At 62.2% G+C, this 22,528-nt stretch carries 25 protein-coding genes; 14 read left to right on the top strand and 11 right to left on the bottom strand.

Annotation, left to right across the window (positions count from 1 at the left end):
* Positions 1 to 211 precede the first annotated feature (211 nt).
* From DBZ45_RS10770 to DBZ45_RS10740, 8 genes are all read left to right on the top strand, one after another.
* Positions 212 to 802: a hypothetical protein gene (locus tag DBZ45_RS10770; RefSeq protein ID WP_111903897.1), complete on the top strand. Its 591-nt coding sequence runs from the start codon at positions 212 to 214 to the stop codon at positions 800 to 802.
* Positions 802 to 2,202 (top strand): XRE family transcriptional regulator, encoded by a 1,401-nt coding sequence (locus tag DBZ45_RS10765; RefSeq protein WP_111903896.1) that lies wholly within the window; start codon positions 802 to 804, stop codon positions 2,200 to 2,202. Before DBZ45_RS10770 ends, DBZ45_RS10765 begins: the two co-directional genes overlap by 1 nt.
* A 532-nt stretch (positions 2,203 to 2,734) precedes the next feature.
* The gene (locus DBZ45_RS22670; protein ID WP_146617494.1) at positions 2,735 to 3,079 is read left to right on the top strand and encodes a hypothetical protein; all 345 of its coding nucleotides are present in this window, start codon (positions 2,735 to 2,737) and stop codon (positions 3,077 to 3,079) included.
* Between the two features lie 118 nt (positions 3,080 to 3,197).
* Positions 3,198 to 3,683 carry a hypothetical protein gene (locus DBZ45_RS10760; RefSeq protein ID WP_111903895.1) on the top strand — a complete coding sequence of 162 codons (486 nt, stop codon included), beginning with the start codon at positions 3,198 to 3,200 and terminating at the stop codon, positions 3,681 to 3,683.
* Positions 3,684 to 3,720: 37 nt separating this feature from the next.
* Entirely contained in the window at positions 3,721 to 4,068 is a 348-nt protein-coding gene (locus DBZ45_RS10755; protein ID WP_111903894.1) for an SIR2 family protein, read from the top strand.
* A gap of 56 nt (positions 4,069 to 4,124) precedes the next feature.
* Positions 4,125 to 4,583, top strand: coding sequence for a hypothetical protein (locus DBZ45_RS23210; protein ID WP_223257015.1), 459 nt, complete (start codon positions 4,125 to 4,127; stop codon positions 4,581 to 4,583).
* A gap of 118 nt (positions 4,584 to 4,701) precedes the next feature.
* A complete protein-coding gene (locus DBZ45_RS10745; protein WP_190243087.1) occupies positions 4,702 to 6,639 on the top strand; it encodes an ATP-binding protein in 1,938 nt (645 codons plus the stop codon).
* A 268-nt stretch (positions 6,640 to 6,907) separates the two neighbouring features.
* Positions 6,908 to 7,264 (top strand): tyrosine-type recombinase/integrase, encoded by a 357-nt coding sequence (locus DBZ45_RS10740; RefSeq protein WP_223257014.1) that lies wholly within the window; start codon positions 6,908 to 6,910, stop codon positions 7,262 to 7,264.
* 19 nt (positions 7,265 to 7,283) lie between these two features.
* Here the strand turns inward: DBZ45_RS10740 and DBZ45_RS10735 are convergent, their stop codons facing one another.
* A complete protein-coding gene (locus DBZ45_RS10735) occupies positions 7,284 to 8,333 on the bottom strand; it encodes a PDDEXK nuclease domain-containing protein (protein WP_111903892.1) in 1,050 nt (349 codons plus the stop codon).
* A gap of 255 nt (positions 8,334 to 8,588) precedes the next feature.
* Between DBZ45_RS10735 and DBZ45_RS10730 the strand changes: the two genes are divergently transcribed.
* Together DBZ45_RS10730 and DBZ45_RS10725 are read left to right on the top strand one after the other, a co-directional pair.
* Complete coding sequence (locus DBZ45_RS10730) at positions 8,589 to 9,743, top strand: tyrosine-type recombinase/integrase (protein WP_111903891.1); 1,155 nt, start codon at positions 8,589 to 8,591, stop codon at positions 9,741 to 9,743.
* Positions 9,744 to 9,874: 131 nt separating this feature from the next.
* Positions 9,875 to 12,079: a tyrosine-type recombinase/integrase gene (locus DBZ45_RS10725; protein ID WP_190243086.1), complete on the top strand. Its 2,205-nt coding sequence runs from the start codon at positions 9,875 to 9,877 to the stop codon at positions 12,077 to 12,079.
* Here DBZ45_RS10725 and DBZ45_RS10720 read toward each other — a convergent pair.
* From DBZ45_RS10720 to mobC, 5 genes are all read right to left on the bottom strand, one after another.
* Complete coding sequence (locus DBZ45_RS10720) at positions 12,033 to 12,839, bottom strand: PDDEXK nuclease domain-containing protein (RefSeq protein ID WP_317616955.1); 807 nt, start codon at positions 12,837 to 12,839, stop codon at positions 12,033 to 12,035. The two genes, DBZ45_RS10725 and DBZ45_RS10720, sit on opposite strands and share 47 nt — an antisense overlap.
* 639 nt (positions 12,840 to 13,478) lie before the next feature.
* Entirely contained in the window at positions 13,479 to 13,805 is a 327-nt protein-coding gene (locus tag DBZ45_RS10715; protein WP_111903889.1) for a histone-like nucleoid-structuring protein Lsr2, read from the bottom strand.
* Between the two features lie 532 nt (positions 13,806 to 14,337).
* Complete coding sequence (locus DBZ45_RS10710; RefSeq protein ID WP_111903888.1) at positions 14,338 to 15,126, bottom strand: hypothetical protein; 789 nt, start codon at positions 15,124 to 15,126, stop codon at positions 14,338 to 14,340.
* Between the two features lie 18 nt (positions 15,127 to 15,144).
* A complete protein-coding gene (locus DBZ45_RS10705; protein ID WP_111903887.1) occupies positions 15,145 to 16,704 on the bottom strand; it encodes a relaxase/mobilization nuclease domain-containing protein in 1,560 nt (519 codons plus the stop codon).
* Positions 16,704 to 17,117, bottom strand: a complete 414-nt coding sequence (mobC, locus tag DBZ45_RS10700; RefSeq protein ID WP_223257013.1) for a plasmid mobilization relaxosome protein MobC — start codon at positions 17,115 to 17,117, stop codon at positions 16,704 to 16,706. Before mobC ends, DBZ45_RS10705 begins: the two co-directional genes overlap by 1 nt.
* Positions 17,118 to 17,538: 421 nt before the next feature.
* Here mobC and DBZ45_RS10695 point away from each other — a divergent pair, with 421 nt between their 5' ends.
* The 4 genes from DBZ45_RS10695 (at position 17,539) to DBZ45_RS10680 (ending at position 19,664) form a co-directional block, all read left to right on the top strand.
* On the top strand, positions 17,539 to 17,778 hold the full coding sequence (locus DBZ45_RS10695) for a hypothetical protein (protein ID WP_111903886.1): 240 nt from the start codon (positions 17,539 to 17,541) through the stop codon (positions 17,776 to 17,778).
* Between the two features lie 9 nt (positions 17,779 to 17,787).
* Positions 17,788 to 18,093, top strand: coding sequence for a hypothetical protein (locus DBZ45_RS10690; RefSeq protein WP_111903885.1), 306 nt, complete (start codon positions 17,788 to 17,790; stop codon positions 18,091 to 18,093).
* Between the two features lie 111 nt (positions 18,094 to 18,204).
* Positions 18,205 to 18,531 carry a hypothetical protein gene (locus DBZ45_RS10685; protein ID WP_111903884.1) on the top strand — a complete coding sequence of 109 codons (327 nt, stop codon included), beginning with the start codon at positions 18,205 to 18,207 and terminating at the stop codon, positions 18,529 to 18,531.
* 248 nt (positions 18,532 to 18,779) lie between these two features.
* Positions 18,780 to 19,664 carry a hypothetical protein gene (locus tag DBZ45_RS10680; protein ID WP_111903883.1) on the top strand — a complete coding sequence of 295 codons (885 nt, stop codon included), beginning with the start codon at positions 18,780 to 18,782 and terminating at the stop codon, positions 19,662 to 19,664.
* Between the two features lie 228 nt (positions 19,665 to 19,892).
* Here the strand turns inward: DBZ45_RS10680 and DBZ45_RS10675 are convergent, their stop codons facing one another.
* From DBZ45_RS10675 to DBZ45_RS10655, 5 genes are all read right to left on the bottom strand, one after another.
* Positions 19,893 to 20,171, bottom strand: a complete 279-nt coding sequence (locus tag DBZ45_RS10675; protein WP_111903882.1) for a helix-turn-helix domain-containing protein — start codon at positions 20,169 to 20,171, stop codon at positions 19,893 to 19,895.
* A 36-nt stretch (positions 20,172 to 20,207) separates the two neighbouring features.
* Positions 20,208 to 20,606, bottom strand: coding sequence for a hypothetical protein (locus DBZ45_RS10670; protein ID WP_223257012.1), 399 nt, complete (start codon positions 20,604 to 20,606; stop codon positions 20,208 to 20,210).
* A gap of 105 nt (positions 20,607 to 20,711) precedes the next feature.
* Positions 20,712 to 21,041 (bottom strand): hypothetical protein, encoded by a 330-nt coding sequence (locus DBZ45_RS10665; RefSeq protein ID WP_146617492.1) that lies wholly within the window; start codon positions 21,039 to 21,041, stop codon positions 20,712 to 20,714.
* A gap of 524 nt (positions 21,042 to 21,565) precedes the next feature.
* Entirely contained in the window at positions 21,566 to 21,838 is a 273-nt protein-coding gene (locus DBZ45_RS10660; RefSeq protein WP_111903880.1) for a ParB family protein, read from the bottom strand.
* Positions 21,831 to 22,430, bottom strand: coding sequence for a DNA-binding protein (locus DBZ45_RS10655; RefSeq protein WP_111903977.1), 600 nt, complete (start codon positions 22,428 to 22,430; stop codon positions 21,831 to 21,833). Before DBZ45_RS10655 ends, DBZ45_RS10660 begins: the two co-directional genes overlap by 8 nt.
* Between the last annotated feature and the right edge of the window lie 98 nt (positions 22,431 to 22,528).

Here is a 22,528-nt window from a genome sequence, read left to right as displayed (position 1 = left end):
CTAGGGTGACGGTAACCCTAGGAGGTCCACAGTGACACCAAGTCCTACGCCGGGCAACACCCGGGATTGGCATTCTGCGTTCTCGTTAGCCGAACTAGACGCTCTGCAGGCAGGCATTCCAGCTGGAATCCAGGCAGCGCAGGCACGTACAGGCCGCGCCCATACGGAATACGCCGATCCCGAGGGCGAGCTGGACGTGTATGGAGTTGGGATGTCCAAGGCTGCCCCAAAGGAAATCCGCGCCCTCCTCCGTGAGCTGCCGAGCTACCGCGAGGTGCCGATCCCGAGGACGTCACGGCGACTCATGTTCGTAGGGCGAGGACTCATCTTTCCCATCCGAGCCGGCGACAAGATGCGGCGAAACAAGAAACAGTTATGGCTCCGATCGTTCTCGCAAACCAGACAGCAGTATTTCGCCGCCAACAGCACCCACCGTCGAGAGCCTTCTGATCCGACGCTTTTCGACTTTGAACCGAGCACGACACCAGCAGGCGAGGGCATGCATGTCGAAGATGCCCTTCGGCACGTCGAGCAGGATGGTGGCCGCTCCGAATTGTTTATCCCCTTCTTTAGCAGCACCCCGCTCGCTGTCGGGCAGATCATGTGGGCACCTGCGCGTCTTGATGGCCGCTACCTCCGGTTTATCGAACCGGAGACGCTCACGTACCGACGCATGCCGAGCCTGGCGGCGACTATAGAAAACAGGCCCCAAGCGGTCGATGGTTTCGCCGATTCGCCTCGACCCCGAACCACCGTTAAACGGCGCCGACAGCCAAACAATCCAACCGAGAAAAATCAGTAATGGCCTCAGTAGAACGTTCCATCACGGCCACCGATGTCGCCCGCGCCTTCGACCCTTCACGGCTTGAACAGGCCCGTCGCTTCCGTGCGCTGACGAAGACCGACTTGCACAAAAAAGTGGGTGTTTCGGCTGCCGCCATCGGGCAATACGAGCGAGGTGAAATCACGCCGAGAGGGGAGACAATCTCAGCGTTAGCTACCGCCCTGAATGTTCCAATTGAGTTCTTCACTCTCGGTCGCCCTTCCGTGCGTGTTGAGGTTTCCGAAGCTTCGTTCCGCCGGCTTCGTTCGACGACCGTCGCTCAACAGCAGCAAGCCACTGCCTATGTCGAGCTGATTTGGGAGCTGAGCCGTTACCTCGAGGAGTTCGTCGAGTTCCCTTCAATCGATCTTCCTGATTGGGCACGCACGGAATCGGAAGATGTTCCCGACCCTGTGACTGCGGCTCGCTTGATGCGCGCCCACTGGGGGCTTGGCACCGAGCCTATTCCTCATCTTGTCTACCAGCTTGAACAGCACGGAATCCTTACCGTCTTGTTCTCAATGCGAGAGAGCGAGCTAGATCCCAAACGCAAGATTGATGCGTTTTCTACTGGATCTCTGCCTCGCCCAGTCATCGTCCTCACCCCGGATAAGGCAGATGACGTGTTGCGGCACCGCTTCTCAGGAGCTCACGAACTCGGTCACCTCGTGCTTCACCACGGCCGTCACGGTTCCGACAGCCAGATGGAGCGCGACGCGGATGCCTTCGCGGCAGAGTTCCTCACCCCCAAGGAAAAAATCCAACACGAACTTCCCCGGAGACTTAATCTCACGAAATTGGAAGAGATCAGCCTGCGTTGGGGTGTCTCAATTCATTCACTCCTATACCGATGCAAGGAACTTGATCTAATCTCGGAGTCGACCTATCGGCGCGCATTTATCACGCTGAATACAGTCAAGCCAGCGACGTACTCAATCCGTGATTTCCCAGGCGAGTGTCCCGAGCTACTGAAGAACGCGCTTGCCCTCCTCGAAGAAGACGGCACGACCCTCGCCGATGTAGCCGACGACCTTCGCGTCAGCGTACCGATCGTACGACGTCTCGCGGATATTGAGGAGCCGCCTCCGCCACGACTCAGCCTCGTTCACGCATTGGACGAGGCGCCGGCTCACCAGCAAGTCGACTCTGAGCTCATCCTCGAAGACCAGGAAGGAGGAATCATGCCGAACCGATCGAGCATCTCTGGCCGATACATCTCCAATGCGGCTGCCGCGCGGCACCCGCGAACCAGCGTCACTGAATCAGGATCAAATCGCACAACTGCGACGCAGCACCGCAGTGCCGTAACCGGACTGTACATTACCCCCGCTGCAGCCGCACGCAATCCGAAAACCAGCATCACTGAGAACAAGAAGTAGCACCAAGCCGTGAGGGCTCGACTCACGTAAAGGTCGAGCCCTCATCAGTCGCACCGGACATCGTTCCGATGAGGGACCGGCTAACGGGCAGTTATGACTTTGCGAGGGACCGTTCAGTGCGAAGATGGGCTTAATATGGGGCGCTGATGAAAGTCGTAGCCTCGGCGCCCTAAGCTCTGAAAATGAATGTTGCCTTTGTCATCGTCCTTATTGTTCTCGGGGGCGTGCTTCCACTTTTGGACTGGACGCGTAGCTCTGCGCGCCCGACACAATCTGTCCAAATCAGCTGAAGTTTCAGCGCCTGAGCAAGTCGAGGAAGGGAGACGGACAGGCCTCTTCTCCGTCGAACCGTTTACTCACGCGGCGCACATGGCGGACATCGCACCAGTTCTCGAGCGGAGCAGGGCACGGTGGGATCTCGGCCTTGTTGGCGGTGGGGTTGCCTGCGGCACGATTGGAAGTACTTGGGCCGTCTTCCTCTAATGGAAGACTTGCCCTCCTGGTGTCAGTTGGTCGTAGTAGCTTTACGGCCATGGAAACGTCATCGCTGCCGCCCAGCGTCATCACCATCATCGAGTACCTCGCTCGAATGGCCCGCGGATACGACAACCATCTCAAGTGGAACGAACAGGCCAAGTTCAAGGCGGACCTCATGAATGTCCGTCATCGTTGGACATATGTGGAAACCACCGCGTTTCGGGAACGTTGTCTCGCCGAGGGCATGCGTGGTGAGGACGTTGATGATCTTGCAGATTGGTTGGGAAAGGCAAAAGCGGGCCGACGCCTGGTCCCACAGCGCAGCTACCGCGGCTTCAGTTTTCCTGCACCAGCTGCATCCGCCGCGCCTTCGCAAATTTGGACCAGCCGTGACTGGTGATCAGCTTCATCCACGATGCCACCAAGTGGCGGGCCGGCGAGACCGCCCTCATTTCGCAGCCCCGAACGGCTTGACACGAACTGCAGGTGCAGAGCCGACGTCATGAGAGAGTGAGCACATGGGGACAGATCACCATCAGGCTACGCAGGGGCTATTCATAGTCGGCGGACTCATTAAGTCCAAGGTCACCATCGACGACCGACATATCCTTCAGGAGCATCTCTCAAATCTGTTGCAAGTACACAACCTCGTAGTCCTTGTTGGCTCCGGAGCCTCCTTTCACCTTGGTTCTCCCCAGACGCGTAACCTTAACAACGAGAAGGTCATGGAGTTGATCGTCGACTCCGGTGACATAGTCGATGACGGCGACGCTGCGTTATTGAACCTGCTCAACCCCGGTGACGACGGCGATCTCGAACGGCTCCTCAACGCCCTACAGCTCGCGGCCGCGCTAGCGGTACACACCCAGGGAGACGGAGTAACCCTCGGCGAGGGGGCGGCAGCCAAGGCGTTCGACGTCGACGCGCTCGAATCACTTCGACACAAGATCGGTTCGGCGCTCGTCGAGGCGTGCAAGCTGCCGCGTCGCCGCGGAGCACCGTGAGGACCCACTGCGCGCTCACCGAACCTTCTTCTCGCGCATGGTGCGCTCCCGCCGCTCCAATCTGCCCCGGCCGCGCATCTTTACTACTAACTACGACCTCGTTATTGAACGCGCTCTCGACGAGCTCGGGTATCCCTATATCGACGGCTTCAGTGGGACTGTCGATCGGCGACTCAACCTATCCTTCTACGGCCTCGACTTCCACCGGATCGACACCAGCACTCAAAAGGTCCTCGCCCGTGCTGACAGCGCCTTGTACATCCATAAGATTCACGGCAGCTTGAACTGGCGTGCCAGGACAGAACGGGATCGCGTCACCGGCGTCGAATCGCTGGAGGTGCATCAGGTGGCCGACGACGCACCGGCCGGAAAAGATAGGTCCTAATTTACCCGACCACTGCCAAGGAAGGCGACACGCTCGCTTTCCCCTACTCTGATCTGATGCGGCAGCTCGGCGACGCGGTGCAGCAAGACGACACAGCAATTATCTCCGTCGGATACGGCTTCGCGGACCCTCATATCAACCGGATTCTGCTGCGCAGCCTTGCAGTCAACCCAGCGTTGAATGTCCTTGTTGTGGACCCATACGCAGTCTTGGATAGTTCGGTGATGACCGAGGTGTTAGCGTCCGACGACGCGATCGGTAGACAGGTCAATGATGGTGGACGCGAGATGAGAGAGACGGCGGTTGCCGCACTTGCCCAGGCTCCAGATGCGAGGATCGCGGTGCTTACCGGAGATGCTGGCCAGTTCACTGAATTTGCTGAGCTGATGCCGGACCCATCACTGGGTCAAGGCGTTACTTCTCCTCGGACGATTTCCGACCTGATCGAATCGTTGGAGTACATCGGCCGGGGATCGACTTCCAGAAATTCCGACCGAAGTGACCTCGATGCCTGAAGTCGGAGTTATCGGACGCGTCACGTCGGTGCAGAGTACGACTATCCGAGTCGCTCTGGACATCGGCGCGAAGGGGTTCACAAAGGTTGGACCGGACGGTCTGCACACCGTCGGTGTCGTGAACTCCTACGTCACAGTTCCGGCGGGGGCGCATCGGGTCGTCGCCATTGTGACCGGCGTATATATCAGCCGCCGGGTGGACCGAGCCGACGTGCCGGTTGTCCGGAGTGAAGATGATCAGAGCGCGTACGAACTGGAGGCCGCCGTTGTTGGCCGATTTGAAAGCGGAGCGTTCAAATCTGGGCTGACGGGGTACCCGCCGCTGCATGCCCCCGTGCATTCCGCAACGCCCAATGAGGTGAAAAGCATCTTCCTTCCTCGTGACGTTCCGGCGCTGCGCCTTGGCACTTCCACTGTCGCAGCCGATCAGGACGTCCATCTGGACGCGAACTTGCTTCTCGGACATCACTGCGCAGTCGTTGGTTCGACGGGATCCGGAAAGTCGTGCACCGTGATGGCGATCATCGATGGTCTTCTCGACCGCCCAATTCCCAACGGCCACATCGTCATCTTCGATGTCAATGGGGAGTACGCGCAGTCGTTTCATCGAGACACAGCGCGCGGTCGGGCCACCCGGACTGTGGTGCTGGGCCCGTCGCTTGGTGCGACTGATGGGCTGTTCCTTCCGCACTGGTTCATGAACAATGAGGAAAACCTCGCACTTTTCCGGGCAGGCGAAGGTGTCCAGGCCCCGGTGCTGCAACGCTCGGTCGCGGACGCACGCGCAACCAAGTCCGAGGGGCGGTCCGACGTTAACCGACTGCTGGCCGTGCGCAGCGTCATCACGATCATCGAAGGGCTGTACTCAGATAAGCAGGCCGAGCTGCGCGTCTGTCAGCAGCTAGCCGCACTGGAAGCGCTATTCGAAGCGCAGGTCGACGACTGCGGTCCGTGCAGTGACCAGTGGGCGGTGATGCTGGAACTCCTGCGTGAAACGGTTAGGGATGCGAAGATCCGGCCCGAGCAATGGACGCCACTGAATGCGCAGCAAATCGTTGCCCTCAACAGCTTGTTCGATGGTCTTCGTGCCCAGATCTCGGAGGCGTTAGGCGCGCTCAGTGTCGGCAGCGCGCAGACGTCGCCGGACTTCGATGCGCCGGTGTACTACTCTCTGCAAGAACTCTGCGACTTCTTCCTGCCTAACCGCGTCACCATGGAGCAGGCTGGCGACAACCGTATCGCCGCATACGTGGCGACACTTCAGATGCGCCTGAGCCGACTACTCGCAGACGGTCGCTACGACTTCATGACGCGGGTGGAGAACCACCACGACCCCTTGGGCTCGTACCTCCGCCTTCTGATGGGCGCGGATCCCACTCAAGACATCGAGGGTTCGCTTTGGCCGGCCGCCAAGCTATACGAGCAGCAAGCAGCAGAGCACACTACCGGACTGTCCGTCACTATCTTCGATCTCAGTCTGGTGGCCAGCGATGTTCTGGAGAACGTCACCGCACTCCTGGGCAGGATCTTGTTTGACTTCGCAGTCCGAAGCGACCCGCGGGCCGAGCATCCTGTCCTGCTGGTGCTCGAAGAAGCCCACCGATTCATTCCTGCCCGAAGCGACTCGTACGGGGCGGGGAATAGATCCACGTCCGTATTCGAGCGGATCGCAAAGGAAGGCCGCAAGTTCGGGTTGTCCCTGCTACTCGCAAGCCAGCGTCCAAGCGAACTAAGCGAAACGGTTGTAGCACAGTGCGGCACCGTAATCGCACACCGTCTGACGCACGAAGCCGACCAAAACTTGCTCCGCCACGCGACATCGCTTAGCTCACGTTCCCTACTCGACCAGCTTCCCGGTCTCGCTCAGCAGCACGCGCTGGTCACCGGAGTCAGCACGGGGGTGCCGGCGGCCGTTCGTATCCGCGACATCAGAGATGCGCCAAAGAGCAACGACCCGGACTTCATGAGTACGTGGGCTGACTCGAAAAAGCTGGACGAGCTACCAGCCCACATCGATCGCGTGGTTCAACGATGGCTCGGCCAACACCAGGGATAAATCTGTGCAACGCAGCACTTTATCCGCACTAACAGGGCCTAGACGTCGTCTAATGGAAGAAGTCAGGCGTCCGCGAGGCGGAGCAGCAGCTCGGCGTCGTGCATCAGAACGTTATCGAGCCCCTCGTCGATGATCTGACGCCGGGATAATTTTGGACCTCCCGGGCCCGTTGCACTTGCGCTGGCATTGTCAGGGTCCTTGCCCCGACGTTGCGGGCACTGATCCGGACCCTCAGGTGCAGGTTCAGGACTCTTCGTGGCCATGCCATATGGTAGTCATCTCCTCTGCCAACCACGAGTATCAGCTAGGCGTAGCCTATGTTGGTGGCCAGCATAGTTACTCGCACCACCGAGTCGCTCACAAACCATTCTGGCAGCACCATTGGGTGCCGGCCGTGAATGCCGCCCGCGCCCACGGTATGACGAAGACGCCACGAATTCACGATCTGCGGCATACCCATGCCTCGTGGCTCATCCAGGACGGCGTGATGTCCCTCTTCGCGATATCTCGCCGTTTGGGTCATGCCTCCATTCGAACTACAGAGCAGGTGTACGGGCACCTAATGCCCCAAGCGCTCCAGGACGGCGCGGATGCCACTGAACGGTCAGTCCGGGGATCTGTCTAATAGCTTTGGGTTTCCGTATTCAGTCATCGGCACCGGAGCCGGACACCGTTCCTTGCTCAAGAGCGGCAGTAATCGCTTCCGGTGATGGCAGTGCCGCCCGTTCCTCCGGGGGAAGGGAGTCGTAGGTGTAGGAGCTAACGGCGACGGGCTGGGAGGAGCCGTCAAGTGCGTACCTAACCGTTGGCTCATGCTTTGAGCCGCAGACGAGTATGCCCACCGTGGGGGCCATCCCGGGGAACCTTACCAAGTCGTTGACGGCCGCCACGTAAAAATTCAACTGTCCCAGATGCTCAGGCCTGAACTTGCCGGACTTAAGCTCCACAACCACAAAGCGGTTGGTCGGCACATGTACCAGGAGTAGGTCAATGTAGAAGTCCTCACCTTCTACATCGAGGTGGAACTGCCGGCCATAAAAAGCGAATCCTCGGCCGAACTCAGCCAAAGTCTGCGCCATCCGCTGTGTCATGGCCTCCTCCATGGCCAGTTCTTCGACCTCCTTGGTCAAGCCCAAGAAGTCGAAGACCAACGGATCCTTGGCTACGCTGCGTGCCAACGCCGCCCCGTCCTCGGACAGACGTTCTTCAAGGTTGTTCGGTGCAGCACCCACCCTGCGATGCAGCCCCGTGGTGATCTGGTGCTCAAGGACTTCAAGCCTCCAGTTGTGCTCGCCTGCTCGTTCCGCGTACCAATTGCGAATCTCTGGGTCTTTCAGTTTGAGCAGTTCGATGATGTGGCCCCAGGGCAGGCCACCAACCCGAGCCTTGTCCTCGGGATGGGACAGGTCCCAGGCTGCTGCGAAGGCCCGCATGTAGAAGAGGTTTGAACGGGAGAATCCACGCATGTGGGGAAACGCTGATTTCAAGTCTGTCGCCAGTCGCTGCAGGATCTTGGTTCCCCAGGGCTGGGCTGCCTGACGTTCGAGGATCGTGGACCCGATTTCCCAGTACATTTGGACCATGGCACTGCTTGCGGCCTGCTGAGCGCGTAACTGCGCCGAGCTGACGAGTTCCTTGAGGGAAACGAGGATGCCGGCATAGCCGTTGGGCAGGTCAGGTTCTATCTGGGGCACGCCCCCACCTTAGTCGTTGGAGCCGACAGGACCCCTCAGCACGGCCTTCGCCTGAATAGTCCAAAGAACTTTGGACAATTCAGAACCCGATCCAGCGTGGCTCCCCGTCCTTGCAACAAATGGTCCAAAGAACTTTGGACAGTTGGCCGGCAGACAGCGGATCAGTCGGCTTTGGCGCGCAGATGGCGGCCCACCATAGGCGCATGTCGGAGTGTCGTACGGCCGGTGGCCTGCCGTTCTGCAAGGCTCTCAACTATGGACTGGACCGATTCCCGTCAGGAGTTCCATTCTCCACGCGTTCTACCGGGAGCGGACTTGCCGAGGATCGGCCGCGTGACCAGGACGGCGGACGGCGCATTGCCGTGGCGCGTCACCGGCCTGACCGCCGATGCCAAGGAGATCGACAACTTCCTGCTCACGCTGGCCACTAATGACTGCAGCCCGCAGACTCTTCGTTCCTACGCATTCGACCTACTGCGCTGGTGGAGGTTCCTGGCCGCCATCGGGATCCGCTGGAGCACCGCGACGCGCGAGGACGTGCGCGACCTGGTCCTCTGGATGAGGCAGCCACAGCACGCAAGCAGGCGCGCGTACAGTCCCACCTCGATCAACCACATGCTCTCGGTACTTTTTGTGTTCTACGAGCATCAGGCCCGGCTAGGGCAAGGGCCGGTTGCAAATCCGGTACCTAGCGCTGCCATGGGAATCCGCCGATACGAACATCACAACCCGCTAGCCCCTTACCGCCCGCAGAAGCGGGCGCCTTACCGACAGCGCGTCATCACAGGGACACCCAGGGCGCTCTCCCACGACCTCGTAGACCGGGTCTTCACGGCCCTGACCTCTACCCGGGACAAAGCATTGGTGGCCATGTACCTGGCCACAGGTGCCCGGGCAAGCGAACTGCTAGGAATAAAGGCCCGGGACGTCGACTGGGGCAATCAGTCAATCGCGGTCGTATCCAAAGGGACTCGCGCGTACCAATGGGTGCCCACGTCCCCGGACTCATTAACCTGGCTGAGGCTCTACCTTGGCGAGATGCCCTTGAACTCGCCTGAGGACGCCCTGTGGCGTACCCTTCGCCGGCCTTACCGCCCGCTGCAATACTCTGCTTTGCGGGCAATGCTGGTGCGAGTAAACAAGGCTCTGGGAACCGGCATTACGCTGCACGATTTCCGCCATACCTGCGCTTCCCGGCTGGCCAATGACCCGTCCATCCCTCTTACCGACGTGCAGGCCGTTCTAAGGCACAAGCACCTCACCACGACGTCCAAATATATCCACACCAACACCCAGGACATGGTCCAACGCGTCCTGCAGCACCACGAGGCGCCCCCGAATTCAACACCAACACCCGCTTGGGGATACGACCCGTCAGACATGGCCGAGCTCTTCGGTACCTTGCCATGACGGTCACAGTGACCGTCCCTGAAACCTGGACCTCTTGGGAGTCGCGCTCCGCCCCTGAGGGCGCCCGGTGGAGCCTGAACGAAATTACTGCCCGCTCCACCGAGCTGCTCCCAGGCACCAAGAAAAGACAGGTGGAACGGGCAAAAGGTTTGGCCTACCTCTTGGAATGGCTTGGCACTTTCCCCGGCGATAACTGGCAGCAGCGTTGGATTGCCGCAGGTTGCGACCAGGCTGGCACGTCATGGGGGCAACAGGATCTCATTCCGCACAGGAAGTCGCTGCAGGGCAGTGCCGTGATCGCTCTCGTCGTTCTTGGCGTCGTCCGGCCTTCCATGCTTTGGCTGCGGACCGCAACCCCGCCGCACATGTTCATCACCTACAGAAGCGTCGTTGACTCCGAAACGTTTGCCCTGTTGGATGAGAAGCTCAGCACTTTCCGCCTGTCGAAAACCTCCAAAATGTTGGCCCTGAACGCGATGACCCTCCTGAGGATCCGTATAGGTGTCCCGTTGCTGAGCGTCACGGCATCACAGTTCCTTGGTGCCGAAGCTGAATGGAAAGCCTTGAGGAGAATTCGGTCGGTCGGCGTGGTCTGGCAAGCCCTCCAAGCTTGCGGGGCTCTATCAGGAGAACCAGACGACTACCGTGCACTGCAGCTGGAGGGACGGCGCACGGTCCCACAACTCGTCGACGCGTACGGGGTAAGCAATTCGAGGATCCGCTCGTTGCTCATCGACTACCTTACGGAGAGAGCTGCCGCTCTCGATTACTCGTCCTTGGCCGGACTGACCCGCATGCTGGTCCGGAACTTCTGGACAGACATTGAACGCCATCATCCAGGGCAGGACGGCATCAGGCTCCCGCACGACACCGCGACAGCTTGGAAGCAGCGTCTTCGGTACCTGCCTGGAGGGCGGGAACGCGGAGACTACTTTGCGCACCTGACCGCCGTGCGGGCGTTCTACACCGACCTTGCCCAGTGGGCGATCACCGAGCCCGAGCGGTGGGCGCTGTGGGCCTGTCCGTCGCCGGTCAGCGCGGCCGAAACCAGCAACTTGGCCAAGCAAAAGCACCAACGGCAGTCGCGCATGCATCAGCGCACCCGAACCCTCGCACCCTGGCTCAATGCCCTCGTCTCAGCAGCGGCGAAGGAGCGCGCCGAAACGGCCGCTCTTCTCCAAGCAGCATCCCAGGCAGCGGAAGGTGAACTCCTGACCGTTCACGGGACGACCTATCGCCGCGTTGTCCGCGGCCACTACCGGGACAACGGGTGGCCATCGGTTGAGAACCTGGAGACCGGTGCTGTCATACGGTTGCGTCGCGCGGAAGAAACGGCGTTCTGGAGCTGGGCGATTCTCGAGGTCCTCCGTCTGACCGGACTGGGTGTTGAGGAACTCGTTGAACTGACCCATACCTCCATCCGGCGTTACGATCCGACTGCTGGAGAAGCGACAGTCCTGCTGCACGTCGCTCCCTCGAAAACCGACAGGGAACGGCTCATCCCAGCCTCTCCGGAACTGGCCTCAGTCCTGGCCACGATTATTCGCAGGGTAAAGGGACCGGATGACACCCTTCCCCTCGTAAGCCGCTTCGACCCGCTGGAACGCAGTTGGGGAGCCAAGCTTCCTCACCTCTTCCAGCTCAGGCTTGGCGGTGTTCCCCGGGTACTTTCCACAGCCGGTGCGCGAAGCCTCCTCGGCGCGTTGGCCGCCAAGGCGGACTGCAAGGACATCGACGGAACACCGCTAACCTTCACCCCTCACGACCTGCGCCGCATCTTCGCAACGGAGACCGTCAACAGCGGTCTGCCCGTCCACATTGCCCAACACCTACTCGGCCACCTGAACCTGAACACGACCCAGGGCTACATCGCCGTCTACCCCGAACAGGTCATCAGAAACTACCGCAGCTTCATCGACAACCGACGAGTCTTCCGCCCCGCACAGGAGTACCGGGATCCCACCTCGGAAGAATGGGCGGAATTCGAGAACCACTTCACCCTCCGGAGGGTTGCCCTCGGAACATGCCACCGCCCCTACGGCACGCCCTGCATTCATGAGCATGCTTGTGTGCGCTGTCCCATGCTCCAAGTCGACCCTGCCCAGCTGCCCAGGCTTCACGAGCTGGAGACGAACGCAGTCACGCGACTTGAAGAGGCCAAGCAAAAGACGTGGCTCGGCGAAGTCGCCGCGCTCGAGGAATCATTGCGCCACATACGGGAGAAACAAGTGCAGGCAACCCAAATCAGCGACCGGGTCAGCAGTGGCGCCGAGCTATACACCGGACAAGTCAGGCAGCTAAAGCGAACTGCTCCCCCAGCCGGCGCAAACCCTTAGTGCAGTTAAAGCGGGATTGCTCGATATGGAAGAAGAGGAGATCGACGTAGAAGTCGTCACCGTCGACGTCGAAGTGAACTTGGCGGCCAACAAAGGAGAATCCCGGTCCCAGTTCACGCAAGGTTTCGGTGATCCTGGTGGTGAGGGCGTTCTCGAGGTCACGTTCGGCTACTTCCCCGGAGAGGCCGAGGAACTCAAAGCTGTACGGATCCTTGGCGATCTGCTGGGTAAGTTCCGTTCCGGGTCCAACAAGCCGTTGGACAAAGTTGGACGGTGCGGCTCCGGTCCGTTCGAGGGTCCTGTTCATGATCATGTTCAGCAGCACGTTTCGGGACCAGCCGTGTTCGACCGCTGCTGCGGCGTATCGCGCCCGGCTCGTCTGGTCTTTGAGCTTGTCCAGAAGAATGGTCACGTGCCCCCACGGCAATTGCGCAACACCCTGTTGCGCAATTGGGCCTTCTGCCCATGCGCCGGCGAAGGTCGTCATGTACTGGATATTGCGGGGAGACAGACCTGTCATGTCCGGAAACTCTGCGCGAAGGTCTTCAGAGAGCCGCTTAATTACCCGGCTGCCCCAACCCTGGGCCTGCTGTTGCGCCCGGACCGCGGCACCGATGGACCAGTAAAGTTCGATGAGCTGGGTGTTGATAATCCGCAGGGCGGTTGTACGCGCTGCCCTGACATCCTGTTTCAGGCCCTCGAGGAGATCGGTATAGCCGGTGGGTAGATCGAGTTGCCGGGGCGAAGTCATGGTTTTCATCCTATGCGGTGCCTCCTTTCGCCTGCCTGAACGCAGCCAAGACGGCGTCTGGGGCCAATCGCGCAACAGGCTGTTGCCCAAATGGGGCTCGCAGCCCGCCGTGGACGATGCCGTCGTTGTCGCGTCGCCCGCCGCGCTGCGGAGGCCCCACCCTACCCCGCCTGTACCTCTGGGGGACAGCAAGCCGCACTGCAGACCCAGGCCGAGAGCACCCGTGGCCTGCGGTTCCGGTTGCGGGAAGGGGTCGCACACCCGCCGTCAGCCGCGGCTTTGGTGAATATGGGTGAATCTTGTGAATTTTGTGAATTTGACCACGGGCAGCCGGGGCCAGGAGCCGGAGCGGGCCACCCCCTCATCCCCCGGTGAGGGAGACCCAGTAGCGGAACAACGGTGACTCAGCTGCCCATGGGGCTCGCCAGTTGCCGCCGCCAGTACGCATTCCACGTGTGGTCACTGATCTCGTGTCGGGACCCTTCTTGGAGATTGTCCAGCCAATGTCTGGACAAATAGCGTCCACGCGGGCATGCCACTCCCCCTCTAGCGGGCGGCCGGCCGCGGAATCTACTGGATAAGCGAGCAATAAAATAAATCTGGCCAGAACTCATTTCGAGTTCTGGCCAAATTGCGTAATAGGCCCCGTTATTTCGCGGCCAGGTACTTCTCGACGATGTCGGCCTGGATGCGGCCACGAGTATTCACTTGGAACCCGTTGTCTATCGCCCACATCCGAACTGCCTTAGCGTCCACACCGGAACCGCTGGTTTTACGAGGAGCCGGGCGGCCGCGTCCGCCGGAAGTCTTACGGGCGACCTTGGTGTATCGGCTCAGAGCGCTGCGGAGTTCACTGGCGTGCTCGGCGTTGAGGTCAATCTCATACTCGGTGCCATCAACGGAGAAATTGAGGGTTTCGCTCGCTTCGGTACCGTCGAGGTCATCTTCAAGAGTTACTACTGTTTTACGGGCCATAAAATAAGCCTACTGCCTATGAGCCCCAGCACCTTGTCACCCATAAATCCATATGATCAGGACAGAATCGTTTCCTAACTCACCCGCAGCGGAGGGCCCCTGCCTGATGATGGGCAGTCGCCCGGTTCTTTCCGTTCTTCCCGTGCTAATACACGCGGCAGATCAGTCCAAAGAAATTTGGGATGTCCCTAGGCCAAAAAGGGCAAGTGAATAGCGGCGTTCTACGGGTCAAGTTACCGCGAACGCGCTGGGTCGGCGCGGTGCCGGCCGGGTCATAGCCGGCCCGTTCTGACGAGCGCCCAGACGGGCTGGACCGGTTCCCGTCGAGGGTTCCATTCGCCCCGCGATTTGACTGGAACCGGCGTGCCGAAGTTCGGCCGCGCCACCGGGATGGCGGCGTCCTTGGCCTTGGCACGCGTTGTCGGCCTGCCGAACACCGGCGATGCCGTGGGTATCGACGGGTTCCTTATCCCGCTGTGGACCAATGACTGCAGCCCCGGCCACCTGCTCGGAACCTGCGCTCCTGCACGGCTTACCGGCTCATGCCCTTTTGCAGGAGCTTCATCTGGCCGTTTGCTCCTCGTGTCCTACGTGCTTTCGGGCTCCGTCCCGGCGCCTTGGTGACGGCGGCGCTCGGTGGCGTGGCCTGGTCCTGGTCTGCGCTGAGTCGCGCCTGGACGGTCTCGTGGTCGGCGACGTTTTCAAGGCTGGCGGCCAGTTGCTGTCGGCGTTCGGCTGAGTCGTATTTAAGAGTTGCCTCTTCCCCGAGTGCCTCGGGGCGCTGGTTCTCTTCGTCGGCGTCCTGCTGGCGGTCCCGGTCTTCCCGGTCCGCCTCGGCCAGCAGCTGCACAGCCTGGGCGTTCTCGTCACGGGCAGCACGGCGCTCCTGCTCCGCCTGTTCCCGGTCCCGTTCAGCCCTTGCCAAGGCCTGGGCCACCGACGCATCATCGGCACCGAAATTGTCCAGGTCCAGACCGTAGCGGCGCTGCACCTGGTCGCGGATGACGTCGGCAGCGTCGCGCGCCGCCGGGTCGTGGTCCTTCCAGGCGGTGGCCACCTCATGGACCCTTTCGATGTCGCGGCCACTGGCGGTGTCCCACCACCCGTTGTCCATGACAGGTGCCAGCTGGGCGCGGGCCGCTGCCCGCTCCGCGTCGAACCGGGCCTGCAGCTCACGGGCCTGTTGTTCCTCGCCTGCCTGGGCGCGGCGCAATTCCTGCTCGCGTGCCCTGGCCAGCTGCTCACCGACCCGGCCTGCGACGCTCAGCCCGACCCGCGAGATTCCCTCGATTGCTTCTTCGATGCCGTCAGATTCGTTCATGGTTCCCCCTCGTTGGTGTTATCTCTCAATGTCCGGTCGGGTCGTTCCGTTTCGGCTGGCAGCAGGGGTGCGTGCCTGCACGTAGGTCGGCGGCAGCACGGAGCCGGCGGACCGGCCGGTGACCTGGCCGGCTGTACTGGCGCGGACGGCTGCGGCCGCTTCGGTAACCGTCGTGGCCTCGGGTGTAGGGACGGGTGGCAGTGCTGCAGCGACCTGGCTCAGCTGGCGCTTCACCATGTGGCTGATCTGCCGTGCCCTGCGCAGGTCATTGGAGGCCTTGTGCATGTCGTGGACCGCCTTGGCGACGTTGAGCAGCTGGCGCAGCATGATTGCCTGCGCCGCGGTTCCCGTCCCGCCCATCACCGCTGCCATAAGCATGAGGGAAGCGCCCCGAGCAGACGGTCCGACGCTGCGGACGGGGCGGACCGGGTAGCGCCGCAGCTGCGCCGTCTTGGACAGCTCATCAGCCGCTGCAGCGAGCGGTCCCGGAGTCGCCTCTGTCGCCGTGGACCAGGCTGCGAAGGCACCGGATGTCTCGCGTGCAACGTGCGCCCAGGTTGCATGGTCATCCAGCGGGACGGAGCGCAGCGATTCCCGGAGCCGGGCAATGTCGTCGCTGTACTGCTCCCACAGTTGCGGGTCCGGTTCTTCGGCTTCGCGGCCGACCGTAACCGGGCGGCGTCCGCGTGCAGCAGCCTGCCATTCGGCGACCGCATCGGCGGCACCTTGAGGGGTGTCGTGCCATGCGCTGCGGAGCTTGGGAAGGGCGAGGTCTTTGGCGAGGTGACCGCCGCCGAACCAGACAGGCCGGCCCCCTCTGGCGGGTCGTTCGGCCACGCTGTAGCCGACCACGACGTCGTCGCGTCCGGACGCGTACCGCGGCCTGACCAGCGCGCCGGTACGGCGGAGCCGTCGAATGAATTCGGCCTCATCCTGCGCCGAGGTGGCGCAGGCGCGGACCTTGCGTTCCAGGGACCGGCGTTCCGGTTCCGGGGCTCCGCGCCGTTCGGACGCTTCGCGTTCACCGGGCCGCAGGCCACGGGTGGAATGCGTGGGTGACAGTTCCTCCAGCCCGTACTTTTTCTCGAGCCCGCGGGCGGCTTGTTGTGCGCGGGGGAAGTCCCGCCAGCTGCTCCACTTCGTGCCGTCTTCGCGGACCATGGACGCGGCGATGTGGATGTGGTCGTTCCCTGCTTTACTGTGGCCGTGACGGATCGCCACCCACTGCGCCGGCGCCCGCCCACTGGCTTCGGTGAAACCAATCTCATCCATGAAGTCCTGCGCGATATCAGCCCACTTCGCATCGGTCAGGTCGCCTTCCTCGGCGCGCAGGGACAGCGAGCAGTGCCAGACATGCCCGCCGGGAATCTCAACGCCCAGGACGCTTCGGGCCCGGTCCAGTTCCTTTGCAATCGCCTGGGCCGCATCAGCGTTCAGCTGGTCGTCGTTGTGCCAGGCCATGATCGACGGGGAGCCCGCGACCAGGTGCGGATCGGTGTGCTCGTTCGCCCGGCCAGGACCGGCAAGGTAGGCGATCAGCCCGTGTATGCGGGTGCCCTTGGTGATGTTGGGAATCATCAGCGCACCATCGAATCCAGCATCGTATTGATCCGGTCCGCCACCGCCCGCACCCGCGTCAAAACGGTGCGGGCTGCTTCCGGGAATTCATCCGTGGCATTCGCGTGCCGGGCGAGCTGGTTGACGTTGTTCGACAGGGCAGCAAGGTAGCGGCGTGCCGCGATGAACTCCACAGCCATCGCACGCCGCTCAGCCAGCGACTCGGAGTTCTCCGCGTACAGGGCAGCGCTGACCAGAATCTCCGACGGGCTGCGCCCGGTCCGTTCCTCCAGGACCTTCAGCTGCGCCCGTTCGAACTCCGACATCGACACCCGCACGTACTGCGTGTCCCCGTCAATGTTCGCGCGGCGGCGGCGGGAAAACCGGCGCGGCGACTTCCGCCCTTCTTCAGTCTCCCCCTGCTCTTGAGTCATCACCGCCCCCTCCCCCATGCCCAGCGCAGCGCCCCGGAATCTCCGGGCCACACTCACGAGTGTGCCCCATCCACGACCGCAGGCCGTGGATCAACACGCGGGTTATGGCACATAACCGACTAGCTTGCTCCGGAAAATCACCTGCGCCTGCTTTTGGGGCTTTGGGTGGCTGCTGGGGACTGCCCTGGACGACGCTGCGCGTCCTTCCTGTTCAAACGACTGCGTCGTTCCGTTTCGGCTGGTTGAGGCTACTGCCCGGTCCTTCCTTGGCAAGTCTGCGCAGCCGGCTTTCGCGGCATATCCTCCGCTTCGCTCCGGTATTCCACGGTCCGGCCACTCCGACTGGCCAATTCCTTCACCGGCCAAGTTTCGGCAAGCGTGCCGAAAGGAACGCGGCATAGGGCAAGCGAAAGGTACAGTCATGGCTCTCATCTCACCGCGCATCGTGGAACAGCAATACGGCATCCCGGCCGACCGGTTGCGCCGCTGGCGTCAACAGGGCATCGGGCCCGAGTTCTTCCAGTTCACACCCCGCACCATCAGCTACTGCGCCGAGTACCTGCACGACTGGATCAGCGACCCCGCCAACGCGCTACTGACCGGCGCCGCCACGGGCGACACCGGCCCCGGCCGCCCGGAAAAATCCGCCACCGAAAGTTAGGGTTGAACCATGGCTAACCTCGACATTGAACAGACACGCAACCAGGCCCGCGCCCTCCTCGACTCGCGCATCAACTCCGTCACAGATCTCGTCACCACCCGCCAACGCATCACCGACCTCAAAGCACAACTCGCCGAGGCCGAAAAAGACGACAAGCGCGCCTACATCCGCGCGACCAGGGACGGCTGGAGCGCCGACGAACTCAAGAAGCTCGGACTCGAACCGGCAGCCGTCGGCCGCCGGCGCAGGAGCGCCGCCAAACCCGCACCGGCCGACGCGCCAGAAGCTTCCGGACTCGAGCCGGCGGCCAGCTAAAGCCCACCGGCGTGTGGCGCCTCCACCCGGCCGGGGATGGCACCAGATGGACGGGCACGGACCTAAAGTTAAGGTGCAGCACCGGAGGCGAAGGGAAGGAGGCGTACGTCCATGACAGATGACGCCGGCAGCGGCCAGCGGATCTTCGTCCGCGACACCGTTCCCTACGCCGTACCAGAGTCACTGGAGGAGCTGCAGGGCCCGGACCACGGGATCATGGAACTGCCGGTGTCAGTCCACTGGGGACCGAAAAGCACGTTCCGGGTGGACTCGCCCGAAGTCCTCGCCCACTACGCCTATGTGCTCAATGCCGGCACCCTCGATGACCTCCGCACGATCCTGAACCGGATGGTGCTGGAGCAGTCCTGGGCTGCGCTGCTGCTGCCGGCGCGGTGCCGGCGACTCTGGGAAGCGAAGTTCCCGCAGCTCGCCGCCTGAGCTGGGGCCATGGAGAAAGCCCGCGAAGACGTAGCCCGGACCGGCCTGGCCGCTGTGAAGGGTTACGGCTTCGCGCTGGCAGGAGCAAGCGCGAAGCGACCTTCACGGTCTAATCAGCCCGCCCAACCCGGGACCTGGACCTGTTCACCAACCTCCTGGACAAACGCCGGTTTGAACAGGCACTCCAGGACCTGTCAGCGGCGTACCGGAGCGAGGGCAGCACTGTCCTGACCGTCCAGCAAAGCGACGTGTTCGCGCGCCTGGAAATCACCACCCCAGCCGGGGCCGTGGTCCCGGTCGATATCGCCGTTGACTGGCGGGCCTACCAGCCGGCGCAGTTCGACGTCGGCCCCGTCCTCGACGAGCGCGATGCCGCAGCCAGCAAGATCGATGCCCTGATGAGCAGGTCACTGCCCCGCGACTTCCTCGATGCCGACTCGATCCGCAACGACGGACGCTTCACCGAGGACAAACTCCTCGAGGTGACCGCCTACAGGTTCGGCTCATCCTTTGACCGCGCCGAACTGGGCTACGCCCTGCGTCAGGTCATGCGGGTGCGCCCCGAGGACGTCGCCGAGTACGGCGTCGATCCCCGCGGCCTCGACCAGATCATGCTTCGCCTGGTCGAATGGGCCGAAACGGTCTCACCACCAGGCCCCGGAGAGATCGACATCACCCCGACCCGCGCGGTCTTCGATGCCAACCGGCCAGGCCCGGCGCAGTGCGCCCTGCCCCAACCAGCCCGGCCGCCGGCGCGCGTCCATACTAGCCGGCACCGGACAACGGCCTGGGTTACAGCCGCTAACACCCCGGTCCAGCGGGCAGAAAAGCCCCCAGCATCTGCCGGTCCGCAGTACGGACGAAGGTGTAGACGAAACCGGATTCTGAGCAGCCATAGCAGGGCCCCGAGGCGTCATGTAGCGCTCCATGCCTGTCCCGTGCCAGTGATATTCCGGGGTTGCTGCCCGCCGCCCACCAGCCGTGCAACACCCGGGGGGTCTTACTCCTGCCCGGTCCGCCATCCCAAGACGGCCGCTGGGCGTTGCCTTGGGTGTTTTCTCTTTTACCCGTCTGCGGCATCCTCATCCGGGGTGATCTGGCCCGCGTCGATCCGTGCCCTGGTCTGCGCGTAGGCGAGGTCGAGGTACCCTGCGAGGTCGTCCTTGCTGACCCTCCACATGCCCCTCTTATCTTGCCTCGGTAACCGGTGTAAGAATTGTTTGTTTTAGGACGCCTCTCCTTCGTTCCTAGCTCTTTTCGCGGTCCCTGTGAGGATGGCGGCACCCACCCTGCCGGTCAGCTGTAGTACGAATCGAACCGGCTAGTGACCAGCCCTGCTCTGGGGAGACCCTGGTGTCCGATTACAGCGGGGGCTTCTGCTGTCCCAGAGACTCGGAATCCGACTTCCCTTCATCTTCGAGGTCGCCGGCGGCAATCCGTTCAGCGGTCCGCCGGTATGCATCGGCGATGTAGTCTTCGACATCCTGGCTCCCGACCCGCCACATGCCGCGGGAGCCAACCTGTAGGGCTCGAAGCTCCCCAGTCTTGATGAGCCCTCGGATGAGGCTGGCCTTCACGTTCAGCTCTTCAGCTGCCTGCTCGATGGTGAGGAAGCGGTGGGGGCGAGGTTCGTCAGTCACCGGGTCATACTACCTGCGGCTCCCGGCCGATACTGATTAGTCCCGCTGTCGGCGGCCGCGCGCTCTGAGGACCGCAGCAGCCCCTGCCAGGGCCAACGGGAACGTCACGACGGCTGCGAGCTGGCGCTTCAGATCATAGGGGTTCTGAAGTGCCGCCCAGCCCACGAGAATCCCTGGCAGCCCTGCGCAGACGGTCACCCAGACGGGGTTGCCCCTGACATGGGACCAGATACCGGACGCTAATGACAGGGCACAGCCGGCGTAAATGTAGCGACTACCGATCCAGACCTCTTCCTGCTCGGCCGGACCTGGCAACCAGATATGCCAGTTGGCGCGCGCGATCCCGTAGCCGATCAGGGTCATCGCGGCGAGGACGAGCAGGACCCAGGCGATGGTTGTAGCCCACCGGCGCCTTGCTTCAAGCGTCGCCTTCACCTGTCGGCTTCTTCCGGGACAACCATCAAGGCCTCAGTTCCCCACGTCAGCCTGATCATGCGCGAGTCTTGCATTCGGCAGTCCTAGTGGTTTCAAGGCCCGTGTCTAGAAGGTGGTGTACTCCATGGATGATGTCGGCCAGAGCTCTGTCGCATCGGTCAGGGCGGTTTCGATGTCTTCGCCCGTGAATGAGAACGTCGTTTCAATGTCCTGATCCGTCCAGGTGAACAGCATCGACAACGCTCCTGCGGCGACGTCGTGATCCGCCCAAAATGAGATGGTCCAGAAGTTGTTGTGCCCCTCATGCGTGACAATTTCAGCAGTGGAGCGCCCGGAGTTTTCTTGATCAACAGTTAGTTGAGGGCTCTCGGCCGGAGAATTCCGCAGATAGGCGCCGACCTGGCGGTTGATTTCCCGCTGCTGCTCGAGTGTCAATGGGCCCATAAACCTGACACTCGTTTGAACCCATAATCCAAAGGGGTAAACCTCAGCGAAATTCAGGCTGCAGCCTGCTCCGCTCAGAAGAACGGAGCCCCTGCCGGCCACAATGCCCGGTTGCCAGTTGTACGGTCTCCTGGGCATGTGAGCTCCTAACAAGTAACCAAACGGGCGGGGCTGTTTGTCGATCCTGTCCTGGTTGTGATGATACGACTTATCAGTAACAGCACCCATCAAACCCGTCGATGGGTGCCGTTCTAGCCGTCCTTGTGGAATCCGTTCTAATTGACATGTTCACAACGTCAAAAAACGCCTAGCAACCAGAAGAAATCACGCCGCAACACTCGCACAACGGCGCTCAACGATACTTACGGACCGTACGAAAACTTCGCGTGGCATTCGACGTTCCTCTCCCGCTATTCCGGGAAGAATCCTCATCAACCTCAACAGGGAGGCAAGATAATTGCGGCCACCCAGCTGCACGGCACGCAACTCGCCCGAGGTCACCTGTCCGGCCATTCTCAGATGTCCTCGTCTCGGTATTGGAGTTCGTCCCGGGTGCGCTGCCCTCGGCGCAGCGCACCGGCGGGAACCGGGTCAAATTTTTTCCCGCCGTTGTATTTGCGCTGGATCCGTTTCACGTCCCTCATGGTGGCACGGACGATGAAGTCCGATGCGCTGGCCACGCCGTCCTCGTGCTCCTTCGCTACCAGGTAGGCGGCCCGGACCTGGTCGGCTTCCTCTTGCGTGAAGTACGGCGTGAACGCGGCAATCCTCGCCGGCTTCCTAGGCATCGGAGTGACCTTCCGTTCCGGCCTCCTGCGGCGCCTCCGGGGTGATGCGCTGCAGCAACGCGTCGTGGGCCTCCTGCAGGGCCCCGGCGCGGGCCTCGGCCGCGGCCGCCTTGGTCGCCGCCGCGGTCGCCATTCCGGCCGCCTCGCGCTCGGCCGCCTTCGCGCGCTCCAACTGCTCAGCCGCGGCGGCGGCCTCGCGTTCGAGGGCAGCGATCCGTGCGGTGAGCTCGGTGACCGCTGCGTCCTTCTCGGCGACCGCCGTGTCCAGGTCAGCGACGAGCTCGGCGACCTCCTGGTTCAGGTCCTTTTTCTCCTGCGCCCAGAGCGCTTCGGCGGCGGCGTGGCGCTCGTTGGCCAGGGCGGACGCTTCGGCCCAGCACGCTCCCGCCAGCCGGGCGGCCTGTTCCAGCAGGGCCGCCGGCGTCGCGGCGACCTGTCCCCCGGCGGCCTGTTTCTCCTCGGTCCATTCCTTCAGGTACCGGGTAGCGTCAGCGTTGCTCACCCCGGCGGCCGCGCGGACCGTGGACACGGTCGGGCGCCGCTCGGCGCTGATCTGCTCGGCGGCAGTAAAAACCCGGTCTTTCACACTCATGGCCACGGCGGAAACCCTTCCAAAAGAAAAAAGTAGTAGGAGTAGTAATTAAACTACTCCTACTACTACGAATCTCAAGCCCTTCCGCCGCGGATGCC

It is taken from the genome of Arthrobacter globiformis, from assembly GCF_003261175.1.
GTDB classification, from domain to species: Bacteria; Actinomycetota; Actinomycetes; order Actinomycetales; family Micrococcaceae; genus Arthrobacter; species Arthrobacter globiformis_A.
The sequence above is the reverse complement of the archived record's forward strand: the minus strand, read 5'-3'. Positions and strand labels throughout refer to the sequence as shown.

Bases quoted from the DNA above. Each gene is read 5' to 3' on its own strand.
- DBZ45_RS10770 (WP_111903897.1), top strand. From the start codon at position 212: ATGTCCAAGGCTGCCCCAAAGGAAATCCGCGCCCTCCTCCGTGAGCTG.
- DBZ45_RS10765 (WP_111903896.1), top strand. From the start codon at position 802: ATGGCCTCAGTAGAACGTTCCATCACGGCCACCGATGTCGCCCGCGCC.
- DBZ45_RS22670 (WP_146617494.1), top strand. From the start codon at position 2,735: ATGGAAACGTCATCGCTGCCGCCCAGCGTCATCACCATCATCGAGTAC.
- DBZ45_RS10760 (WP_111903895.1), top strand. From the start codon at position 3,198: ATGGGGACAGATCACCATCAGGCTACGCAGGGGCTATTCATAGTCGGC.
- DBZ45_RS10755 (WP_111903894.1), top strand. From the start codon at position 3,721: ATGGTGCGCTCCCGCCGCTCCAATCTGCCCCGGCCGCGCATCTTTACT.
- DBZ45_RS23210 (WP_223257015.1), top strand. From the start codon at position 4,125: ATGCGGCAGCTCGGCGACGCGGTGCAGCAAGACGACACAGCAATTATC.
- DBZ45_RS10740 (WP_223257014.1), top strand. From the start codon at position 6,908: ATGGTAGTCATCTCCTCTGCCAACCACGAGTATCAGCTAGGCGTAGCC.
- DBZ45_RS10730 (WP_111903891.1), top strand. From the start codon at position 8,589: ATGGACTGGACCGATTCCCGTCAGGAGTTCCATTCTCCACGCGTTCTA.
- DBZ45_RS10720 (WP_317616955.1), bottom strand. From the start codon at position 12,839: ATGAAAACCATGACTTCGCCCCGGCAACTCGATCTACCCACCGGCTAT.
- DBZ45_RS10715 (WP_111903889.1), bottom strand. From the start codon at position 13,805: ATGGCCCGTAAAACAGTAGTAACTCTTGAAGATGACCTCGACGGTACC.
- DBZ45_RS10710 (WP_111903888.1), bottom strand. From the start codon at position 15,126: ATGAACGAATCTGACGGCATCGAAGAAGCAATCGAGGGAATCTCGCGG.
- DBZ45_RS10705 (WP_111903887.1), bottom strand. From the start codon at position 16,704: ATGATTCCCAACATCACCAAGGGCACCCGCATACACGGGCTGATCGCC.
- mobC (WP_223257013.1), bottom strand. From the start codon at position 17,117: ATGACTCAAGAGCAGGGGGAGACTGAAGAAGGGCGGAAGTCGCCGCGC.
- DBZ45_RS10695 (WP_111903886.1), top strand. From the start codon at position 17,539: ATGGCTCTCATCTCACCGCGCATCGTGGAACAGCAATACGGCATCCCG.
- DBZ45_RS10690 (WP_111903885.1), top strand. From the start codon at position 17,788: ATGGCTAACCTCGACATTGAACAGACACGCAACCAGGCCCGCGCCCTC.
- DBZ45_RS10685 (WP_111903884.1), top strand. From the start codon at position 18,205: ATGACAGATGACGCCGGCAGCGGCCAGCGGATCTTCGTCCGCGACACC.
- DBZ45_RS10660 (WP_111903880.1), bottom strand. From the start codon at position 21,838: ATGCCTAGGAAGCCGGCGAGGATTGCCGCGTTCACGCCGTACTTCACG.
- DBZ45_RS10655 (WP_111903977.1), bottom strand. From the start codon at position 22,430: ATGAGTGTGAAAGACCGGGTTTTTACTGCCGCCGAGCAGATCAGCGCC.